Below are 17,075 nucleotides of genomic sequence, written 5' to 3' on the forward strand. Positions count from 1 at the left end.
CCCAATTTCAAACCAATAAGCCCAAAACCAGTTTCTGTTACATGGATTTGCTTTATTTTCAAATCAAAATTAATTCTCTCTTATGAAAAATTTATATCGTTTTATCTTGGTGTTGGGCCTTTGTGGTATTGGGAAAGGCATTTCTGTCCAAGCACAGAATGCTTTGACTTATCAGACTCCACCAAAAGCAATTGCTGATTTGGTCAATGCACCGATTACGCCACAGGCGAGTTTTAGCAGATCGGGAGAATTTATGTTGCTGCTCGAGCGGGCCGGAAACCCATCCATCGAAGAACTTGCACAGCCCGAACTGAGGATTGCAGGGATCCGTATCAATCCCGCCACCAACGGCCCTAGCCGTGGAGGATCCGTAGAAAATGTAAAATTAAAAAACACCCGTTCCGGTATGGAACAGGACATCAAAGGGCTTCCCACTTCCCCGAGATTGGGAAATTTCTCCCTTTCCAAGGATGAAAAATTTGTGGCAATGACCCATACCTCGAATACCGGAATCAGCCTTTGGATGGTTGACCTAACTACTTTGGAAGCCAAAAAACTAACTGACGAAATTGTCAACGGCGTTTATGGAAATGCCATCACCTGGACACCGGATAATAAAATCCTCCTCAAAGCTGTCAACCCAAGCCGGGGCAACATGCCCAAAGCCCCACTTGCACCTGCAGGACCGATTGTTCAGGAAACTTCCGGCAATGCTGCTCCTTCACGTACCTATCAGGATTTGTTGAGCAATTCTTATGATGAAGCTTTGTTTGCCTACTTCATGGATTCACAACTCATGTTGGTAGACTTGGCCGGCAGCAAGCAACCCATAGGGGCTCCAGGCTTGATTTCGTCTGTTGACCTTTCACCTGACGGAAATTATATCATGGTGGATTTGATCAAAAAACCGTTTTCTTACCTTGTTCCAGCTTCCCGTTTTCCTTACGATGTAGAGATTTGGGACAGCAAAGGAAATAAAGTCAAAACCCTAGCCCAAATTCCTTTGGACGAAGTCAGACCGACAGGATTTGATGCTACAGTAAAAGGCCCAAGAGCCATCAGTTGGAGGGCTGACAAAGGTGCTTCATTGTATTGGACTGAAGCCCAGGATGGCGGTGACCCCAAAGTCAAAATGGAAGAAAGAGAAATCATCTATACTTTGGAAGCTCCTTTTACCGCCACGCCGACAAAATTGGCAAGTATAGGCTATCGTTTTGCAGGAATTGCTTGGTCAGACGACAATTTTGCCCTTTTGAATGAAAGATGGTTTGCCAGCAGACAGGAAAGGGTTTCTGTCATCAATCCCTCCAAACCGGGGGAAAAAGGCGCTGTCATCATCGAGCGCAACTCAGATGATATCTACAACGATCCGGGAAATCCTGTATTTACAACCAATGCATTTGGCAAAAATGTGATTCTGAGAAAAGGAGACGATGTATTTATGACCTCCGAAGGGGGCAGTCCCGAGGGCAGTATGCCTTATCTTTCAGCTTTCAATACCAAAACCAAAACTGAAAAAATCATTTGGAGGAGCCAAGCCCCCTATTACGAAAGGGTAGCCAAAGTCCTCAATGCCGACGCCACAGAATTTATCACCATCAAGGAAAGCACTGATATCCAACCCAATTATTGGTTGGTCAATACTAGAAAGCGCATCGCCCCGATGCAGATTACCAACTTTGCCCATCCTTATGAATCCATCAAGGGCATCAACAAGCAGCTCGTCACCTACAAAAGAAATGACGGACTCAACTTATCTGCCGTGGTCTATACCCCTGAAGGTTATGACCCTGCCAAAGACGGAAGACTTCCTGTATTGATGTGGGCCTATCCTAGGGAATACAAATCCGCAGCCACCGCTGCACAGGTTCGCGGTTCCAAATACCAGTTTACCAGATTGAGTTGGGGCTCTCCTATCTATTGGGTGACGCAGGGATATGCGATCATGGACCAAACAGAAATGCCGATAGTCGGGGAAGGGGACGATGAACCAAATGACACTTTTGTGGTGCAACTTGTGGCCAATGCGGAAGCAGCGATAGATTACATCGTGGGTCAGGGCATCGGAGACCGCGAAAAAATCGCTGTAGGCGGACATTCTTATGGGGCTTTCATGACAGCAAACTTACTTTCTCACTCCAACTTGTTTGCAGCAGGAATCGCAAGAAGCGGCGCTTACAACAGGACTTTGACACCTTTTGGATTCCAATATGAGCAACGCAGCTATTGGGAAGCACCTGATGTGTACAATGTGATGTCGCCATTTATGAACGCGGACAAGGTAAAAACCCCAATCTTATTGATCCACGGAGAGGCGGACAACAATTCCGGTACTTTCCCCATCCAGTCCGAACGGTATTATAATGCACTCAAAGGTCACGGCGCAACTACCAGATTGGTTTTCCTTCCACATGAAAGCCATGGCTATGCAGGCAAAGAATCCATTTTGCATACCCTTTGGGAAATGAACACTTGGCTTGAGAAGTATGTCAAATAACCTTTGAGGTCTTTTTTTGACCTCGAAGGTTTTACCCTTATTTAGATACAAGTGACGAGAATATTGAAAAATTAGCCTCCGAAAGGGGGCTTTTTTTATGTTGTTATTTGGACAAAAAAATTGGTCAAAGCAACATGTCCTCTTTTAATTTAACTAGAATTCCTTTGGCTAATTTTCCTGCAAAAACATTAGTGAAGCCATAAGAAACCCAAATAGGTTCTTCTTTCCCCAACTCAAAAAGGTAAACCTGATATTTGATGATATCGGAAAGTTCCTCATTACGCACGTAACTTTTTTGTGTAACAAGCAATATGAACTCGACCTCTTTATTTTGTAATCGAATGTTGAATTCCGAAAAATCATATGCACGGAAATCCTCGAAAATTTCCCGATAATCAGTTCCCCTTCCTAATTCTAAAAACTTATTTACCAAATTGTCACGGAAACCCTTATCTTCTAAATTGTTGAATTTTCCATTGAGATAGGTATTATAATTTTGTTCTCCCAAGTCCAATAAATCATCATGAAGAACAGAATACAGGATTAGAAAATTGCTAATCGGCTTGGAAGGTTCACTAACTTTTTTAGAGTAGCTTGCTCTAGGCGTAAAACAGGAAACAAATAGTAAAGAAACTATTAAGAACAATAAAAGCTGAGAGATTCTTTTCATGGCTTTAAACAGATCACTTAAAGACGTCTTTTTTCGGTCGAAGGTTTAAGCCTATCTTAATTAAGTAGATGGTCTAGTTCTTGAGCCTTTAAATTTTCTTGACCTTTTAAGTCACCTCAAACATTTTTCTTTGCGCCTTCTCGGGACATTTTTTACCGCAATGATCGCAAAGGTTTCGCCAAGAGCTCAAGGGATCTTTCTTGACTCCTTCACTTTTTCTTTGCGTTTTTGCGCCGTCGCGGGACACATTCTCTTTTTTTCTGCGTCCATCTGCGATATCTGCGGTAAAACATCCTTACCACGGATGCACACAGATTTTCATAGATGGTTTTCTAAAAACGTCATTCTGAACCGGCGCCTGCGGAGGTGAAGAATCTCATATTTTATTGATATTTTTCTTTGCGTCTTCGCGGGACACATTCTCTTTTTTTCTGCGTCAATCTGCGTCTCTGGGTGATTGGTATTTATTATCCCTCCGTGCCTTAGTGTCTTTGTGGGAAAAGAATCACTTCAACCCCACCTTCAGCACATAATTATCCGCCGTGATATACAGGGTCTTTTCATCCGTAGAAAAAGCGCAATTGGAAGTTGCTTCCCCAGTCGCAATCCTAGCCAAAGCCTTCCCGTTTTCATCAAAAAGCCATACACCTCCCGGTCCTGTTGCAAACAGATTTCCGGAACTGTGCATTTTCATCCCGTCAGGAAGTCCGTTGTAGCCTTCTTTTCCTACATATGATGTTGCATCAAAAAACAACTTTTTATTTTCCACCACACCCGCGGACACAATGTCATATTGGTACCACACGGCATGTTCAGGATCGGAGTTGGCGACAATCAACTTGCTTTGGTCAGGGGAAAAAGTGATGCCATTGGGACGGGAGATGGAGTCCACCAGCAGTAGTTCCCCATCGGTCTTGAGGCAATAGATTCCCTGAAAATCCAATTCCTTCGCCGGGTCATCCACATTGAACTCCAAGCCATAAGGAGGGTCGGTGAAATACAAATTTCCCGCCTTGTCATAGATGGCATCGTTGGGGCTGTTGAGGCGCTTTCCTTGATAGTTATCCACAATGCTGACAAAATCTGCTTTGGGCTGATCCAAAGGCGCATTCATCTTTGCCATCCTGCGGTCTCCATGTTGGCAGAGCACCAAATTCCCCTGCGGATCCAAAATCAGGGCATTGGAACCTGTCTCTCCACCACGGGCAGCATCTCCTGTATAGCCCGAAGGTTTCAGATAAAGACTTGTTTCACCCTTTGCATCAATCTGAAATATGGAGTTGTTGGGAATATCCGAAAACAACAACTTCTGTTCTTTTTCCAGCCAAAGTGGCCCTTCAGTCCAGGCATAGCCCTGAGAAATGACTTCGATCTGTGCATCAGGATTTATCAAACTCAACGCTGCCTCATCTAGAATTTCTATCGAACTGTTTGCTTTCATGGTGTTTTTGGGTTGGGTGCAGGAAATGGCTATCAAAATAAAAAACGAAAATACGATGGAATATTTCATGGTCTTTTGGGTTGTAAATAAATGCAAACATCAATTTCGGATTTTTCCCTTGGAATCTGACTATCAAAGCCTCAATTTTTGATTTCCATGAATTCTAAGAAGGGAAGCTACTTATTACGAAAAAGATTTTGAGCGCTCGACAATTATCCAGCAAATACCAATTATACCTCCCCACAGAGCAACAATTAATCGCCGAAGTAAGGAAAGAGATTGACAGAATGGACCAAAGAGAAATGGAATAATGCCATCCCCAAATTACTGTTAATGCTATTGCTTTCCTATCATTGACCGGCATACCAGAGCTTCCTACTCACCCCAACTCCCAAACATCATTCTTCTATCCTTCCCGACCTCAAACTTCCAACCTTTTACCCACTCCCCACCTGGTTTCCTTCAAAAAAATACCCTACTTTTAAACTGCTAATGTAAATTACTTAGCCATCCTGTTTACCAAAACCTCCTCCCAAATGGATGATCTTTTAGCTGCAAGGTCTCAGATGGCCTTATCTCTGGGCTTTCACATCATTTTTGCCTGCATTGGAATGATCATGCCGTTTTTTATGGCCATTTCCCATTACATCTATCTCAAAACCGGTAAGGAAGCTTACAAGAAACTGACCGTCGCATGGAGCAAAGGCGTGGCAATCTTTTTTGTTACAGGTGCAGTTTCAGGAACAATGCTCTCTTTTGAACTTGGTCTGCTTTGGCCCAAATTCATGGAAGAGGCAGGACCGATATTTGGTATGCCATTTTCCCTGGAAGGAACGGCCTTTTTTATCGAAGCCATAGCATTGGGCTTTTTCCTCTATGGTTGGGGAAAATTCCACCCTTGGTTTCATTGGTTTACAGGAGTAGTAGTAGGGGTCAGCGGCTTGGCATCAGGCATATTGGTTGTTGCAGCCAATGCATGGATGAATGCACCTACAGGATTTGATATCATCGATGGGGTTTATACCAATATTGACCCGATCGCCGCGATGTTTAATGAAGCCTGGTTCAGTCAGGCTTTGCACATGACGCTGGCAGCCTTTGTCGCAACAGGCTTTGCCGTAGGTGGGATCCATGCCTGGATGATCAGGAAGGGAAAATCCAAAGATATCCACATTCCTGCTCTCAGGATTTCCCTGACTATCGGCGCTGTCGCGGCCATTCTGATGCCGCTGAGCGGGCACCATGCTGCCAAAGATGTTGCCCACCGACAGCCCGCAAAGCTTGCGGCTATGGAAGCGCATTTTCACACCGAAGAAAGGGCGGCTTTGATCATCGGAGGGATTCCGGATGAAGCTACCCAAACAGTAAATTATGCCATCAAAATCCCGGGAGGGTTGAGTTACCTGATCCATGGTGACTTCGTCACAGAGGTCAAGGGGCTTGAGGATATCCCCCAAGATGAGCGTCCTCCGGTGGCAATTACCCACTATGGATTTCAGATCATGGTAGGTATAGGCATGTTGCTGATGCTGGTTGGATTGATTTGGTTGTTTGGGCTGTGGAAAAAATCCTCCTATTTACATGCCCCCTGGTTTTTGGCTTTGCTAGCCCTATTGAGCCCTTTGGGTTTTATTGCCGTGGAGGCAGGTTGGGTAGTGACTGAGGTAGGAAGGCAACCTTGGATCCTGTATGGTATCATGCGGACAGCTGATGCGGTGACCCCAATGCCGGGAATCGTGTATTCATTCTGGCTTTATGTGGCAGTGTACTTGTCACTATCCCTGATCGTAGGCGCGTTGCTGGCAAAGCAGGTAAAGGCTTTGGATAAGGAAACGGAGCAACTTTCACCCAAAACATCCTGATCCCATGGTAGATATCATCATTGCTTTTTTGTACTTGTCATTATTGATGTACCTGCTTTTCGGAGGGGCGGATTTTGGTGCAGGCATCATCGAATTTTTTACCTCGGATGCCAAAAAAGACCGCACAAGGCTACTTACTTATCAGGCGATCGGTCCCATTTGGGAAGCAAACCACATGTGGCTCATCATCACCATCGTCATCCTTTTTGTGGGCTTTCCAAAAGTTTACTCGACTGTTTCCATTTTCCTCCATATCCCTGTTTCCCTGTTGCTACTGGGTATAATTGCTCGGGGAACAGCCTTTATTTTCAGGCATTATGATCCGGATCAGGGAAAATTTCAGCCCTTGTATAACCTTATCTTTGTCTATTCTTCTTTCCTCAGTCCGCTCTTTCTAGGCATCCTGGCAGGGACGATCATCTCGGGAAGAATAGACTTAGAGGCAGCTTCTTTCCCTGAGGCCTACTTGTTTCCATGGTTGGCCTTTTTCCCGATCAGTGTAGGCTTGTTTACTGTGGCTATTTGCGGGTATTTGGCTGCCGTCTTTTTGATCGGTGAAGCCCAAAACCACGAAGACCAAATGCTGTTCAGAAAAAAAGCCATCAGGATGAATATCCTGACAGTAGTTGCCGGCGCTGTGGTTTTTTTGGCTGCCACCTTGGAGGGCATTCCTTTGTTGGCAGGCATGTTGGAGCATCCCATCACGATTTTAGCATTGGTCTTGGCTAGTATTTCCCTTCCCTTGACATGGAAGTATTTGAGGGAAAATTTTCACATGAGAGCAAGGATCCTGGTAGGTTTTCAGGTTAGTATGATCCTCTTTGCCCTGTTTTACAGTATTCATCCTGCATTTATGGTTTTCAAAAACAGTGTCCTGATCCTGAAAGAAGCCGCTGCCGGTCCTGCCACCATGAACAGCCTTGGCATTGCACTCCTTGTAGGAAGTGTCTTTATCCTTCCCTCTTTGTTTTACCTCATCTATAGCTTTCAAAAGCGGCCTTTTCAACCTTTGGCAAAAAAGTGATTTATTACAATCATGATTTACATTTAAATTAGGTACCTGATATTGTTAAGGAAAAAACAAAAAGCCTCATATATGAAATCTTTCCAACTCCTCTTTTTCTCCTTGATCCTCCTTTTTTCATGTGGAAAGAAAGAAGTTGAAAACACTCCCCAAAAGCCCCCAAACATCCTCTTTTTGATAGCAGACGATTGGTCTTATCCACATGCCGGCGTCTATGGTGATCGGGTGGTAAGGACACCCACTTTTGACAGACTTGCCAAAGAAGGCGCTTTGTTTACCAATGCCTATACCGCCTCCCCATCCTGTTCCCCTTCGCGTGCCTCGATTTTGCTCGGAAGATATCCACACCAAAATGAATCCGGGGGAAATCTATGGTCAGAGTTTCCTGCCCAATATCCCACCTATGTCAGCATTCTCGAACAAGCCGGTTATTTCACAGGTTCCACTCGCAAAGGTTGGGGACCGGGAGAGTTTTTGGTCTCCGGCCTCACCCATAATCCTGCAGGAAAGCAATTTGAAGACTTCAAAACCTTTTTGGACCAAAGACCAAAAGACCAACCTTTCACATTTTGGTTTGGCAGCAGTGACCCGCACCGCGAATATGAAACCAACACCGGAATCAAAAGCGGCATGAAGTTGTCTGATGTCAATGTCCCCGGATTTTTTCCTGACAATGACTGTGTACGGAATGATATCCTGGACTATTATTTTGAGATAGAGCGCTTTGACAGGGAATGTGGACAACTCATCCGACAGCTGGAGGAAATCGGTGAACTAGACAATACGATCATCGTCATGACAAGTGACAATGGCATGCCTTTTCCACGGGCAAAAGCAAATCTCTACGACCTTGGTACCCGCATGCCTTTGGCCATCCGTTGGCCTGCAAAAGCCAAAGCCGGAACTGTCATTGACGATTTTGTGAATTTTGTGGACTTTGCCCCGAGCTTTATCGAAGCGGCAGGTCAGGATGTCGATGACATGTGTGGACAATCCCTTTGGGCCCTATTGGATGGCAAAAAACAAGACCGGGATCAGGTATTCCTCGAGCGCGAGCGGCATGCCAATGTCCGCAAGGGCAACCTCAGCTATCCGATGAGGGGAATCAGAAACCACCAATACCTCTATATCTGGAACCCCATACCCGAGCGCAATCCCGCCGGAGACCCGACAGTCCACCAATCCGTAGGTCAATATGGGGATGTGGACCATTCCATCACCAAGTTTCTGATCATGAATCAGGAAGGAAAAGCTAAACCGGGCCAACCGGATTACTTTGCCCTTTCCTTTGGGCTTAGGCCCGAAGAGGAATTGTATGATGTAATCAAGGATCCCTATCAAATACACAACCTCGCTGCCGAACCTGAATCTCAAGCAGTCAAAGAACAGCTGAAAACCCAACTATTGGCATGGATGACCGAAACCGGAGACCTCAGGGCTACCGATCCAAAGTCCACCTATTGGGATGAAGTCCGCTATACGCCAAATTACCAAATGGAAGATGCCCCCATCCAACAACGCATCGAAGCCTACCGCATCCTTCCTCCATTTGGAAAGGAAAGTAAGGAGGGGTTTGGGTGTTTGGATTGAAATAGAATAGCTTAATTGGTTTTGGAAGCCAAATAATTCCTGATTTTTAGATATGAATGTTTTAATTAGTTAAATTCAAAAATTAAAACTTCAGTGACATTGATGAATACATATTCTCTTGAAAATTTTATTCGTGGGTTAAAAAGTTTGAAAAGAGCTTCTACAAAATTTGGTTTAGCTCCCCATAAGCCCGTTTTGTTATTAACCTTCATCGAAATGATAGATAAGGGTATGATTTCGGAAAACAGGGTCTTCCTCAATTCTGATCTTGTCGGGATTTTTCAAGAAAATTGGCAATTGTTGGTTGATACCCCACATCAATCTGATTTTACACAGCCTTTCTTTTATCTCCAAAATGATAAAATCCAATCCAATCCATTTTGGTTTTTGAAACCTAAACCGGGTTATTCAATAAATTCCCATATAAAAAGCGTGAATACTTTAAGCGAAGTGCTTGATTATGGTTACTTTTTACCAGAATTATATTTTTATCTATCTAATAGGGATTCAAGAGAAATTCTTAAAACAGCATTGTTAGATAACTATTTTCCAAATGATTTAAGAAACTTTTTTCAAGCAAAAACAGGGCAGGAAGGGTATTTGGATCAACTTGAATTGTATGTGCTAAATAAGGCCACAAGTCCCAAGACAAGTATAAGAATAAGCCAAGAAGAAGTAATTTTTGTTAGAAATGGAATTTTCAAAAAGATGATCCCAAAGATTTATAATAACTCTTGTTGCTTTACGGGTTTGCGTTTGACTTCATTACATGGATATTCCCTAATTGACGCGTGCCACATAGTTCCGTTTAGTTACAATCAAAATGATACTATTTCAAACGGATTAGCCCTTTGTCCAAATATGCATCGGGCTTTTGATAGAGGACTTTTGACTGTGGATAACTCATTTAGGATAATTGTTTCGAAACATATATATGAAGATGAAACACATCCATACAGTTTAAAATTATTGGGGGGAGTAAAAATTAAACTCCCTTTCGAAAAGGATTATTTTCCATCTCAAGAAAATTTAGCTTGGCATCGAGAGAATATTTTTAAGGGATAATCAAATATAGCGTTAGCAAAAAAACTTCTTTTTTATGAGCCCATCCAATTCCTTCAACCACCTCACCGCCAAAGAACGGGATTCAATTTCTTTTCCTGCAAGGCATGTTTTGAATAAGGGATTGTTAATAAGAGAGGTCTTGGACTTTGGATGTGGTTTTGGAAAGGATGTGGAGGTTTTGAAGGAAAAGGGGATTGATATTGTCGGATATGACAGGCATTATTTTCCAAGTTATCCACAAAAGCAATTCGATACAATTATCTGTTTTTATGTGCTCAATGTCCTGATGCAAGAAGAGCAGACAAGGGTGCTGATGGAGATTTCACAACTGTTAAAACCTACCGGAAAAGCCTATTTTGCTGTTAGAAGGGACATCACTTTTGAAGGTTTCAGAACACATAAAATCCATCAAAAACCAACCTACCAGTGCAATGTGATCCTTCCTTTTTTCTCCATATTCAGAAACGAAAACTGTGAAATTTATGAGTATAGGCCATATAATCAAAAAAATATAGATCCAAAAGCGGATTCTTGCCCATTTTGTAATCCTTCTCCAGATAGGACACTTCTAGCCGAATCAGCAACGGCTTTTTCTATGTTGGACAAATTTCCTGTATCCAAGGGTCAGGCTTTAATCATTCCAAAAAGACATGTGGATAACTATTTTGATTTGAGCTTTCGGGAACAATCGGCCTGTATTTTTATGCTGAATTATGTAAAAGAAATTCTCCAAAAAAAGTATGAACCTGATGGTTTCAATATAGGGATAAATATCGGCAAATCTGCCAGCCAGACTGTTGACCATGTTCATATTCACCTTATTCCCCGATACGTTGGAGATGTGGATAACCCAGAAGGTGGAGTCCGGGGAGTGATTCCTAAATAAATGTAAATTTTACCTTCAGTTCAGAACAAGTAACTTTATATGTAATTTTAACTATGCTAAAAAGACTCGTTATTCTTCATTCAGAAATATATTCAAAAGCTGACATCGAGTTAGGCGATTGCGATTCATTACAAATTGTTGGACCTAATAACATTGGGAAAAGCACTCTAATTTATGCCTTAAACTTTCTGTATATCATTGACGGAAAACAAATGACATTTAGTGGTAATCGGACAGGAGACAAATCGACAATTAATCATTACTTCCCTTCTATCAATTCGAGTTACATTATTTTTGAGATTTTCAAAAAGCGGTATTACTGCATCTTAGTAAAGAAGAATGCAGAGGGAAGTTTAGATTATTACAAAATTGACAGCGATTATAAAGAGGAACATTATTTTGAACAAACACCAGAAGGACAAAAACTTAAGAAATTTGATTCATTACTTGCTGAATTTTCTTCATCAGGAGTAGTATACAGCAAATATTCTAACAGACGAGACCTTTTCAATTTTGTATATCAAAAAGGAAAGAAAAATAACGGTGTTGTGTGGTTAAACGAAGGAGCATCACAAGACCAAAGAGAAATCAGTAACAACTTTTCTAAAATTTATCGTTACCTGATTAACTCAAAACTTATTGACAACAAGACTTTAAAGGAATCTTTGATTATTGCTGACAATAAAGAAAATGAACAAGTTGAATTTTCCAAGAAAAACCAAAAGGACATTCAAACACTTTTGAAACATAACAAAGAAATCAAGGCAATTAGAAGTATTAAAAAAAGTTTTTCCGACTTCAAGGAATTAGTCAATCAGTACAAGGCAAAAAATCAGATTTTATCTGAAATTGTATATGCGTTTGAAGTACTTTATTCATCTGTGAATATTGACATTAACACAAGACTTTTCGAGAAAAAGAATGAACGAGATAAAAACAGAACACGATTAAGTGAAGACTTAACCCCGAAACAAAACAATTTAAATCAAACTATTGGAAAATTAGAAGCAACCATTTCTCAAAAAGGTTCAGCAAAAGAATCCCTTGCCGAAAAAATCCGAAATATAAAATCGTATGAGGGAATTGACTTTTTAAAACAGTCATTCAGTAATTTAGACACACAAAGAAAAGACATCGAAAGCCGATTAACTCAAATTGAAAATCAAAACCTAAACAGTCGAGATTTAGAAAACAAAATTTCTAAACTCAATCAAGAAATTTCAAAACTTGACGGACAAATTGAAACTTACTCAAATTTGCTCATTCATCAGATAAGCAAAAATGGGAAAGACAAAGAATTGCTAAACGCAATTCTTTCCGATTCCATTACTGCACTTCCGAAAGAAAATATTCAATTGGGAATTGAAAATCTATCTGAAATAATGAAAATCTTTGACGGAGCAATTACAATTCCGAAAGACTTTAAAGGAAAACCAATTCCGTCTATTGATGACTTAAAACTTCAACGAGAAAATGCAATCAAAGAAAAAATAAGTAACGAAAAACTTTTACCGATAGCGAAAGATTTAGAAAAATATCGTTCTGAACTTTCTTCTGTTCGAGCAAAAATTAAAGAAACAGAAAAAAAAATTGAAGAACTTAATTCGTTACCCGAACTTGAAAAGAATCTTGCAGAGTTAGAAGAAGAACTAAAAAATCTATTTCAAAATCAAGAGAACACAGGAAAGGAATTAAAACAAACAACGGAACTCATTGCGAGAATTAGTGAAGCTATAAATATTCTTTCGGAAGACATCAATAAAGCAGAAAATCGTATTAAGGAAATTCAAGGTTGGAAAGTAAAAGTTGAGCAATCGGGAATAATTCCAATTGAATATCAAACAAACGAAACGCTTGACAACCTTTTCAAAAATTTTGAAAGAAACTCTTCTGAACGAGAAAGTATCAAAAACAACAAAGAAAGATTATTTGAAAATCTGAAAACAAAAACGGAAACCGGTTTTGCTTCGGAAGATGAGTTTATCAAATATCTTGATTCTGAACTCGCAACGCTTGAAGATAAGCAGAAAAGTATTGACGCATTATTGAAAAACATTTCAACGCAATTTTCAATTCCGTGCAAAACACTTCATTCAAAATTTCAAGAGTTTGAAGCGTTCATCAATAATCAATTCAATTCAAAAATCCGAAAAATTAAAATCTCTGACATAGATTCTTTGAGTATTGAAATCATTCCGAACGAAAATCTAATTAAAGATTTGAAGAAGATAATGGATATTAGAGATTTAACTTCTGAACTAATCTTTGACGACCAATCGGAAAACCTTAATATTCTGAACAGATATTTGGATAATCAATTCGTAATTGATTTTAATAACCTTTTTGACATCAAGTTGCACCTTGACAAAAAAGGACAGCATAAAGTCGTTGATTTAAGAAATCAAATTGAATCAGACGGAACAGACAAAATGATTAGAATGGTAATTATTATGTCAATTATCCATCAAATTGTAATTAATGATGAAGAAAACAAAATTGTGATTTTCGTTGATGAAATCGGAACAATTGATGAAGCCAACAGAATTGAGATTTTAAATTTCTGCAAGGAAAATAATTTTGTTCCCATATCAGCCGCACCATTGCACCCATATGACGGATTTGATAAATACTACTTAGTGAGAAGAAGTAAGGGAAAAATTGTTTTAAGTGAAACTAACGGAAATGTAATATACCGTAAAAAGAAAACAGTGTGAATCAAACAGATTTTAGAACATACAAGAAATTAAAAGAGGATTCTTTTCTTACAGAAAAGGCAATCCCGAAAACTGTTTTGAGTTCCTCGCATTTCAAAGGTTTAGTTTCTTCTTTAATCCTTGAAAAAACAAAGTCAGGTAGAGGCTTCAGATACGAAATAAAGAAGGCGGTTGAATTTGAAAGTTTCTTTAAAACCTATTTTCCAGAAGACATTGAAGTCAAAGACAAGTCCGACAATGTTAGAAAATTTAGAAACTCTAAAATTCAAAAAACAGTTACTTCACCAATCTTTATGCTTAGAGGCTTTGATACAATTAAGATAAATGGTAATTATTTAAATTTAGAAGATTATACAAACAAATTCCAAATATTCGCTTGTAATGCTGAAAAGATTGAAGCCAAACGCATTTGTATTGTTGAGAACTTAGACACGTTTTTAGTTGCCGAAAAACTTTTAGGCAAAAATTATGTATTCCTTCATAAATATGGTCGAATTGGAAAAGAATCACTAAACTGCCTTTCTACAAAACACTTACTTGTTTTTGTTGATTATGATTTTAACGGTCTTGAAGAGTTTCTAAGAATCAAAGAAGTTTTTGACTTTGCCCAATTACACATACCCGAAAATTATAATGAACTCTTTAATAAGTATTCTCAAAGTCTAAAAGGCAACAAAGCCGAAATGACTAATAGAATTAAGCAAAGTAGAGACATTAACGTTATTAGAATTAGAGAAACAATAATAAGAAATAACCGATTTTTAGAGCAACAATATTGGAAATATGATTAAGTCAGAACCAAAATCAATATTGCAGTTTATGGCAAGTCATTACGATTTGCTACGAGACCTTTTTGACATACAGGTTAAGAATGATATTATTACGAAAGAAGCTCTAAATATTTGTTTAGAAAACTATGACAAGAATATACAGACACAACTAACCGAATATCAAATATTGGTTGAGCAGAATGATGACTTTGCATTTAACGAGCCTTATTTGATTCTTTTTGAGTTTATACATCAACAATTCAAACCTCTCTTACCTGAAGAAATAGAACATTTCGGGCAATCAATCAGGACTTTATTTCTAAAAATCAAAGAAGGTATAAATGATGATAAGAACATTTTGTTGGAAAGAATTGAAGCCTTATCAAACCAAATTAAGAAGTTCACAAACGCTGTTGTAAATAATACCAAAAGTTTGTTGACTGAATCAAAAGAATTAAAAGCGAACAATAAGAAAATTGACTATCAAGAAAAAATTCATAAGGCACGATATCTTATAGAAAATTACATTTCTCCACTCAATACAATTTTAGATGTAAATCATAGTCAATCTATCTACAACGAATTGCTGAATGTTTCTCAATTTTCCAACGTAAAAAGATTTGATTATAGAGATGAAAGTATAAGACGAGAATTTGAGAAACTTTATCATCTACTTCGTCAAGTAGGGAAAGACCTTAATACTCAATCCGTTATTCTCACCAATGAATTATTGCCATTAATTGAGCGAATAAAAACTGAAAGCCAATATTTAAGGGGTTTTCATCACTATCTAAATAATGGGAATTGTTATAAAGGTATTGAACCACCTCGAATATTCGTTTCTACTCGTGATAACATCTACAACAGATTTGTTTATGAAAACACGAAAGAATACTTTGAACAGTTCAAAAACGAAACTGAATTAATTATCGTAGAAGATGCACAAGAAACAAACGATTGGCTCTTTGATAAATCAAAATATAAAGAAACTTTGAACAAAAATTTGCCCGTAGAGGATTTTTTTAAATGGTGTGAAAGTTCTATCAAGCAAGAAAGTGAAAATTTTTCCTTTGACAATTTTTTTATGGTAACCAGTTTACTTTTTGAAGATGATTATGAAGTTACAGTAAACAAACAAGGAAATAAAATTACTGTTTCCAATGACGAATCAGAACTGATTATGCCGAAACTTACAATTAAGAAACAAGAAGATGTATCCAGATAAACACAAAGAAATAGTCACTTTCTTAATGGAAGGGAAGTTCATAACAGTTGAGGATTATTTGTTTGAGACAATCAAGAAGAATGAAGACTTTTATATCAATTTTTTTGAGACTTCTTTTGGCTTTGAAATAATTGGTAATCACGACTTTTATTACTTGGTTTCAAGCGAGACAAACGAAAACACATCAAGAGATATTTCTATTTTCTTTTCAATTCTATGCTATGAACTTGACAAAGACGGTAAGAATTTCTTAGAAGAACTTAATTATTCGGAATTTCATATTGACGAAATACTCGAATACTTTAAAAATTCATCATGGTTAGACGTAATCAAAGCTAACAAGCAACTAAACACAGACGACAGTTTAAAGCGACATATTGGAACTATGGTTAAGAGAAACATAGCAGTAAAACAAGGCAACGATAGATATTCATTTACCAAAGCACACAAACTATTTATTGACTTTGCAAAAGACTTAATTGGAGACGATAAGATTCAATCCTTCAAATAATTGTTTACTCGCTACATTTAACCCTCCCTCCGAACCCCTAGCAAAGCCCTACCAAAGTAAGGGATACTGCGAGCTTACCCCCTCGTCAAATGAAAATTGATACCCGATTAACATTTTGTAATTTACATTTTCTAAATCAACAGCATTAATGATGAATCCAATTAGTCATTTTCCAACGACAGGTTATTATGGTTCCAAATGAAAAAAGATCTTTAACTTTTCTACCGGACAAGAAGAAGATCAAGCCGTATTTCCAAGCCATTTCCCAAAATAAAACAATTCACCCCAACTTAAAATAAATCAATTCTAAAAGAAATAATTCAATAATATTTCCAAAAATCAGCAATTTCCCCCCACTTTCCGCTACCCTTCCCTTACCCTTCTCCTACCCACCCGTTACACCCTCCTTACCCATTCGTTACCTTTTGACCAATTTCCAAGAAACCATATCATTATTCCGATAATTTAATTGCTTGTACTATTCCAAGACCATCATCACTAATCTCTTTACCCCTCAGGCATTCAATCCCTTCCTTGTTTTGGCGGAAAGCCATCTCCAACTTTGGTCATAAAATTAGCCAAAACCTGACCTGACTTCCCGACTGATTCTGATCTATAAATATGTCACCCCTTCGGGGTTTTGCCTACCCTACTATCAAATCCATTTTTCTATAATCCTACCACCCCTTCGGGGTTTTCCACAATCCGACAACCCGACAACAATTACAACCATCACAACCACTAGAACAATTGCAACCTTTTCTATAATCCTACCACCCCTTCGGGGTTTTCCACAACCCGACAACCCGATAACAATGAC

Annotated in this window: 12 protein-coding genes; 10 read left to right on the plus strand and 2 right to left on the minus strand. The window is 39.1% G+C overall.

All coding sequences use genetic code 11. From position 1 onward, the window contains the following. Window positions 1-82: 82 nt before the first annotated feature. Complete coding sequence (locus NK987_RS15490) at window positions 83-2,497, plus strand: alpha/beta hydrolase family protein (RefSeq protein ID WP_259264581.1); 2,415 nt, start codon at window positions 83-85, stop codon at window positions 2,495-2,497. 124 nt (window positions 2,498-2,621) lie between these two features. On the opposite strand, the gene NK987_RS15495 is transcribed toward NK987_RS15490, so the two are convergent. Both NK987_RS15495 and NK987_RS15500 read right to left on the minus strand, forming a co-directional pair. Then, a complete protein-coding gene (locus NK987_RS15495) occupies window positions 2,622-3,167 on the minus strand; it encodes a hypothetical protein (protein WP_259264582.1) in 546 nt (181 codons plus the stop codon). Between the two features lie 505 nt (window positions 3,168-3,672). Continuing rightward, window positions 3,673-4,677, minus strand: coding sequence for an SMP-30/gluconolactonase/LRE family protein (locus NK987_RS15500; RefSeq protein ID WP_259264583.1), 1,005 nt, complete (start codon window positions 4,675-4,677; stop codon window positions 3,673-3,675). A 467-nt stretch (window positions 4,678-5,144) separates the two neighbouring features. Here NK987_RS15500 and NK987_RS15505 point away from each other — a divergent pair, with 467 nt between their 5' ends. The 9 genes from NK987_RS15505 to NK987_RS15545 all read left to right on the plus strand — a co-directional run bounded on the left by NK987_RS15505 (window position 5,145) and on the right by NK987_RS15545 (window position 16,255). Then, the gene (locus NK987_RS15505) at window positions 5,145-6,470 is read left to right on the plus strand and encodes a cytochrome ubiquinol oxidase subunit I (protein ID WP_259264584.1); all 1,326 of its coding nucleotides are present in this window, start codon (window positions 5,145-5,147) and stop codon (window positions 6,468-6,470) included. Between the two features lie 4 nt (window positions 6,471-6,474). Continuing rightward, entirely contained in the window at window positions 6,475-7,494 is a 1,020-nt protein-coding gene (locus tag NK987_RS15510) for a cytochrome d ubiquinol oxidase subunit II (protein ID WP_259264585.1), read from the plus strand. 72 nt (window positions 7,495-7,566) lie between these two features. Further along, complete coding sequence (locus NK987_RS15515) at window positions 7,567-9,084, plus strand: sulfatase family protein (protein WP_259264586.1); 1,518 nt, start codon at window positions 7,567-7,569, stop codon at window positions 9,082-9,084. A 102-nt stretch (window positions 9,085-9,186) separates the two neighbouring features. Further along, complete coding sequence (locus NK987_RS15520; RefSeq protein WP_259264587.1) at window positions 9,187-10,149, plus strand: HNH endonuclease; 963 nt, start codon at window positions 9,187-9,189, stop codon at window positions 10,147-10,149. A 34-nt stretch (window positions 10,150-10,183) separates the two neighbouring features. Continuing rightward, window positions 10,184-11,035: an HIT domain-containing protein gene (locus NK987_RS15525; protein WP_259264588.1), complete on the plus strand. Its 852-nt coding sequence runs from the start codon at window positions 10,184-10,186 to the stop codon at window positions 11,033-11,035. 53 nt (window positions 11,036-11,088) lie between these two features. Further along, complete coding sequence (locus tag NK987_RS15530) at window positions 11,089-13,749, plus strand: ATP-binding protein (RefSeq protein WP_259264589.1); 2,661 nt, start codon at window positions 11,089-11,091, stop codon at window positions 13,747-13,749. Next, a complete protein-coding gene (locus NK987_RS15535) occupies window positions 13,746-14,540 on the plus strand; it encodes a hypothetical protein (protein WP_259264590.1) in 795 nt (264 codons plus the stop codon). The genes NK987_RS15530 and NK987_RS15535 overlap by 4 nt, the downstream gene beginning before the upstream one ends. After that, complete coding sequence (locus NK987_RS15540; protein ID WP_259264591.1) at window positions 14,533-15,744, plus strand: hypothetical protein; 1,212 nt, start codon at window positions 14,533-14,535, stop codon at window positions 15,742-15,744. The genes NK987_RS15535 and NK987_RS15540 overlap by 8 nt, the downstream gene beginning before the upstream one ends. Further along, window positions 15,731-16,255 carry a condensin complex protein MksE gene (locus NK987_RS15545; protein ID WP_259264592.1) on the plus strand — a complete coding sequence of 175 codons (525 nt, stop codon included), beginning with the start codon at window positions 15,731-15,733 and terminating at the stop codon, window positions 16,253-16,255. The genes NK987_RS15540 and NK987_RS15545 overlap by 14 nt, the downstream gene beginning before the upstream one ends. Window positions 16,256-17,075 lie beyond the last annotated feature (820 nt).

The sequence above is a fragment of the Aquiflexum gelatinilyticum genome (genome assembly GCF_024813435.1).
GTDB classification, from domain to species: Bacteria; Bacteroidota; Bacteroidia; order Cytophagales; family Cyclobacteriaceae; genus Cognataquiflexum; species Cognataquiflexum gelatinilyticum.

What these genes read in the sequence shown, in the direction of transcription:
- NK987_RS15515 (WP_259264586.1), top strand. Translation starts at nt 7,567, where the DNA reads ATGAAATCTTTCCAACTCCTCTTTTTCTCCTTGATCCTCCTTTTTTCA.
- NK987_RS15530 (WP_259264589.1), top strand. Translation starts at nt 11,089, where the DNA reads ATGCTAAAAAGACTCGTTATTCTTCATTCAGAAATATATTCAAAAGCT.
- NK987_RS15490 (WP_259264581.1), top strand. Translation starts at nt 83, where the DNA reads ATGAAAAATTTATATCGTTTTATCTTGGTGTTGGGCCTTTGTGGTATT.
- NK987_RS15545 (WP_259264592.1), top strand. Translation starts at nt 15,731, where the DNA reads ATGTATCCAGATAAACACAAAGAAATAGTCACTTTCTTAATGGAAGGG.
- NK987_RS15540 (WP_259264591.1), top strand. Translation starts at nt 14,533, where the DNA reads ATGATTAAGTCAGAACCAAAATCAATATTGCAGTTTATGGCAAGTCAT.
- NK987_RS15510 (WP_259264585.1), top strand. Translation starts at nt 6,475, where the DNA reads ATGGTAGATATCATCATTGCTTTTTTGTACTTGTCATTATTGATGTAC.
- NK987_RS15500 (WP_259264583.1), bottom strand. Translation starts at nt 4,677, where the DNA reads ATGAAATATTCCATCGTATTTTCGTTTTTTATTTTGATAGCCATTTCC.
- NK987_RS15520 (WP_259264587.1), top strand. Translation starts at nt 9,187, where the DNA reads ATGAATACATATTCTCTTGAAAATTTTATTCGTGGGTTAAAAAGTTTG.
- NK987_RS15495 (WP_259264582.1), bottom strand. Translation starts at nt 3,167, where the DNA reads ATGAAAAGAATCTCTCAGCTTTTATTGTTCTTAATAGTTTCTTTACTA.
- NK987_RS15505 (WP_259264584.1), top strand. Translation starts at nt 5,145, where the DNA reads ATGGATGATCTTTTAGCTGCAAGGTCTCAGATGGCCTTATCTCTGGGC.
- NK987_RS15525 (WP_259264588.1), top strand. Translation starts at nt 10,184, where the DNA reads ATGAGCCCATCCAATTCCTTCAACCACCTCACCGCCAAAGAACGGGAT.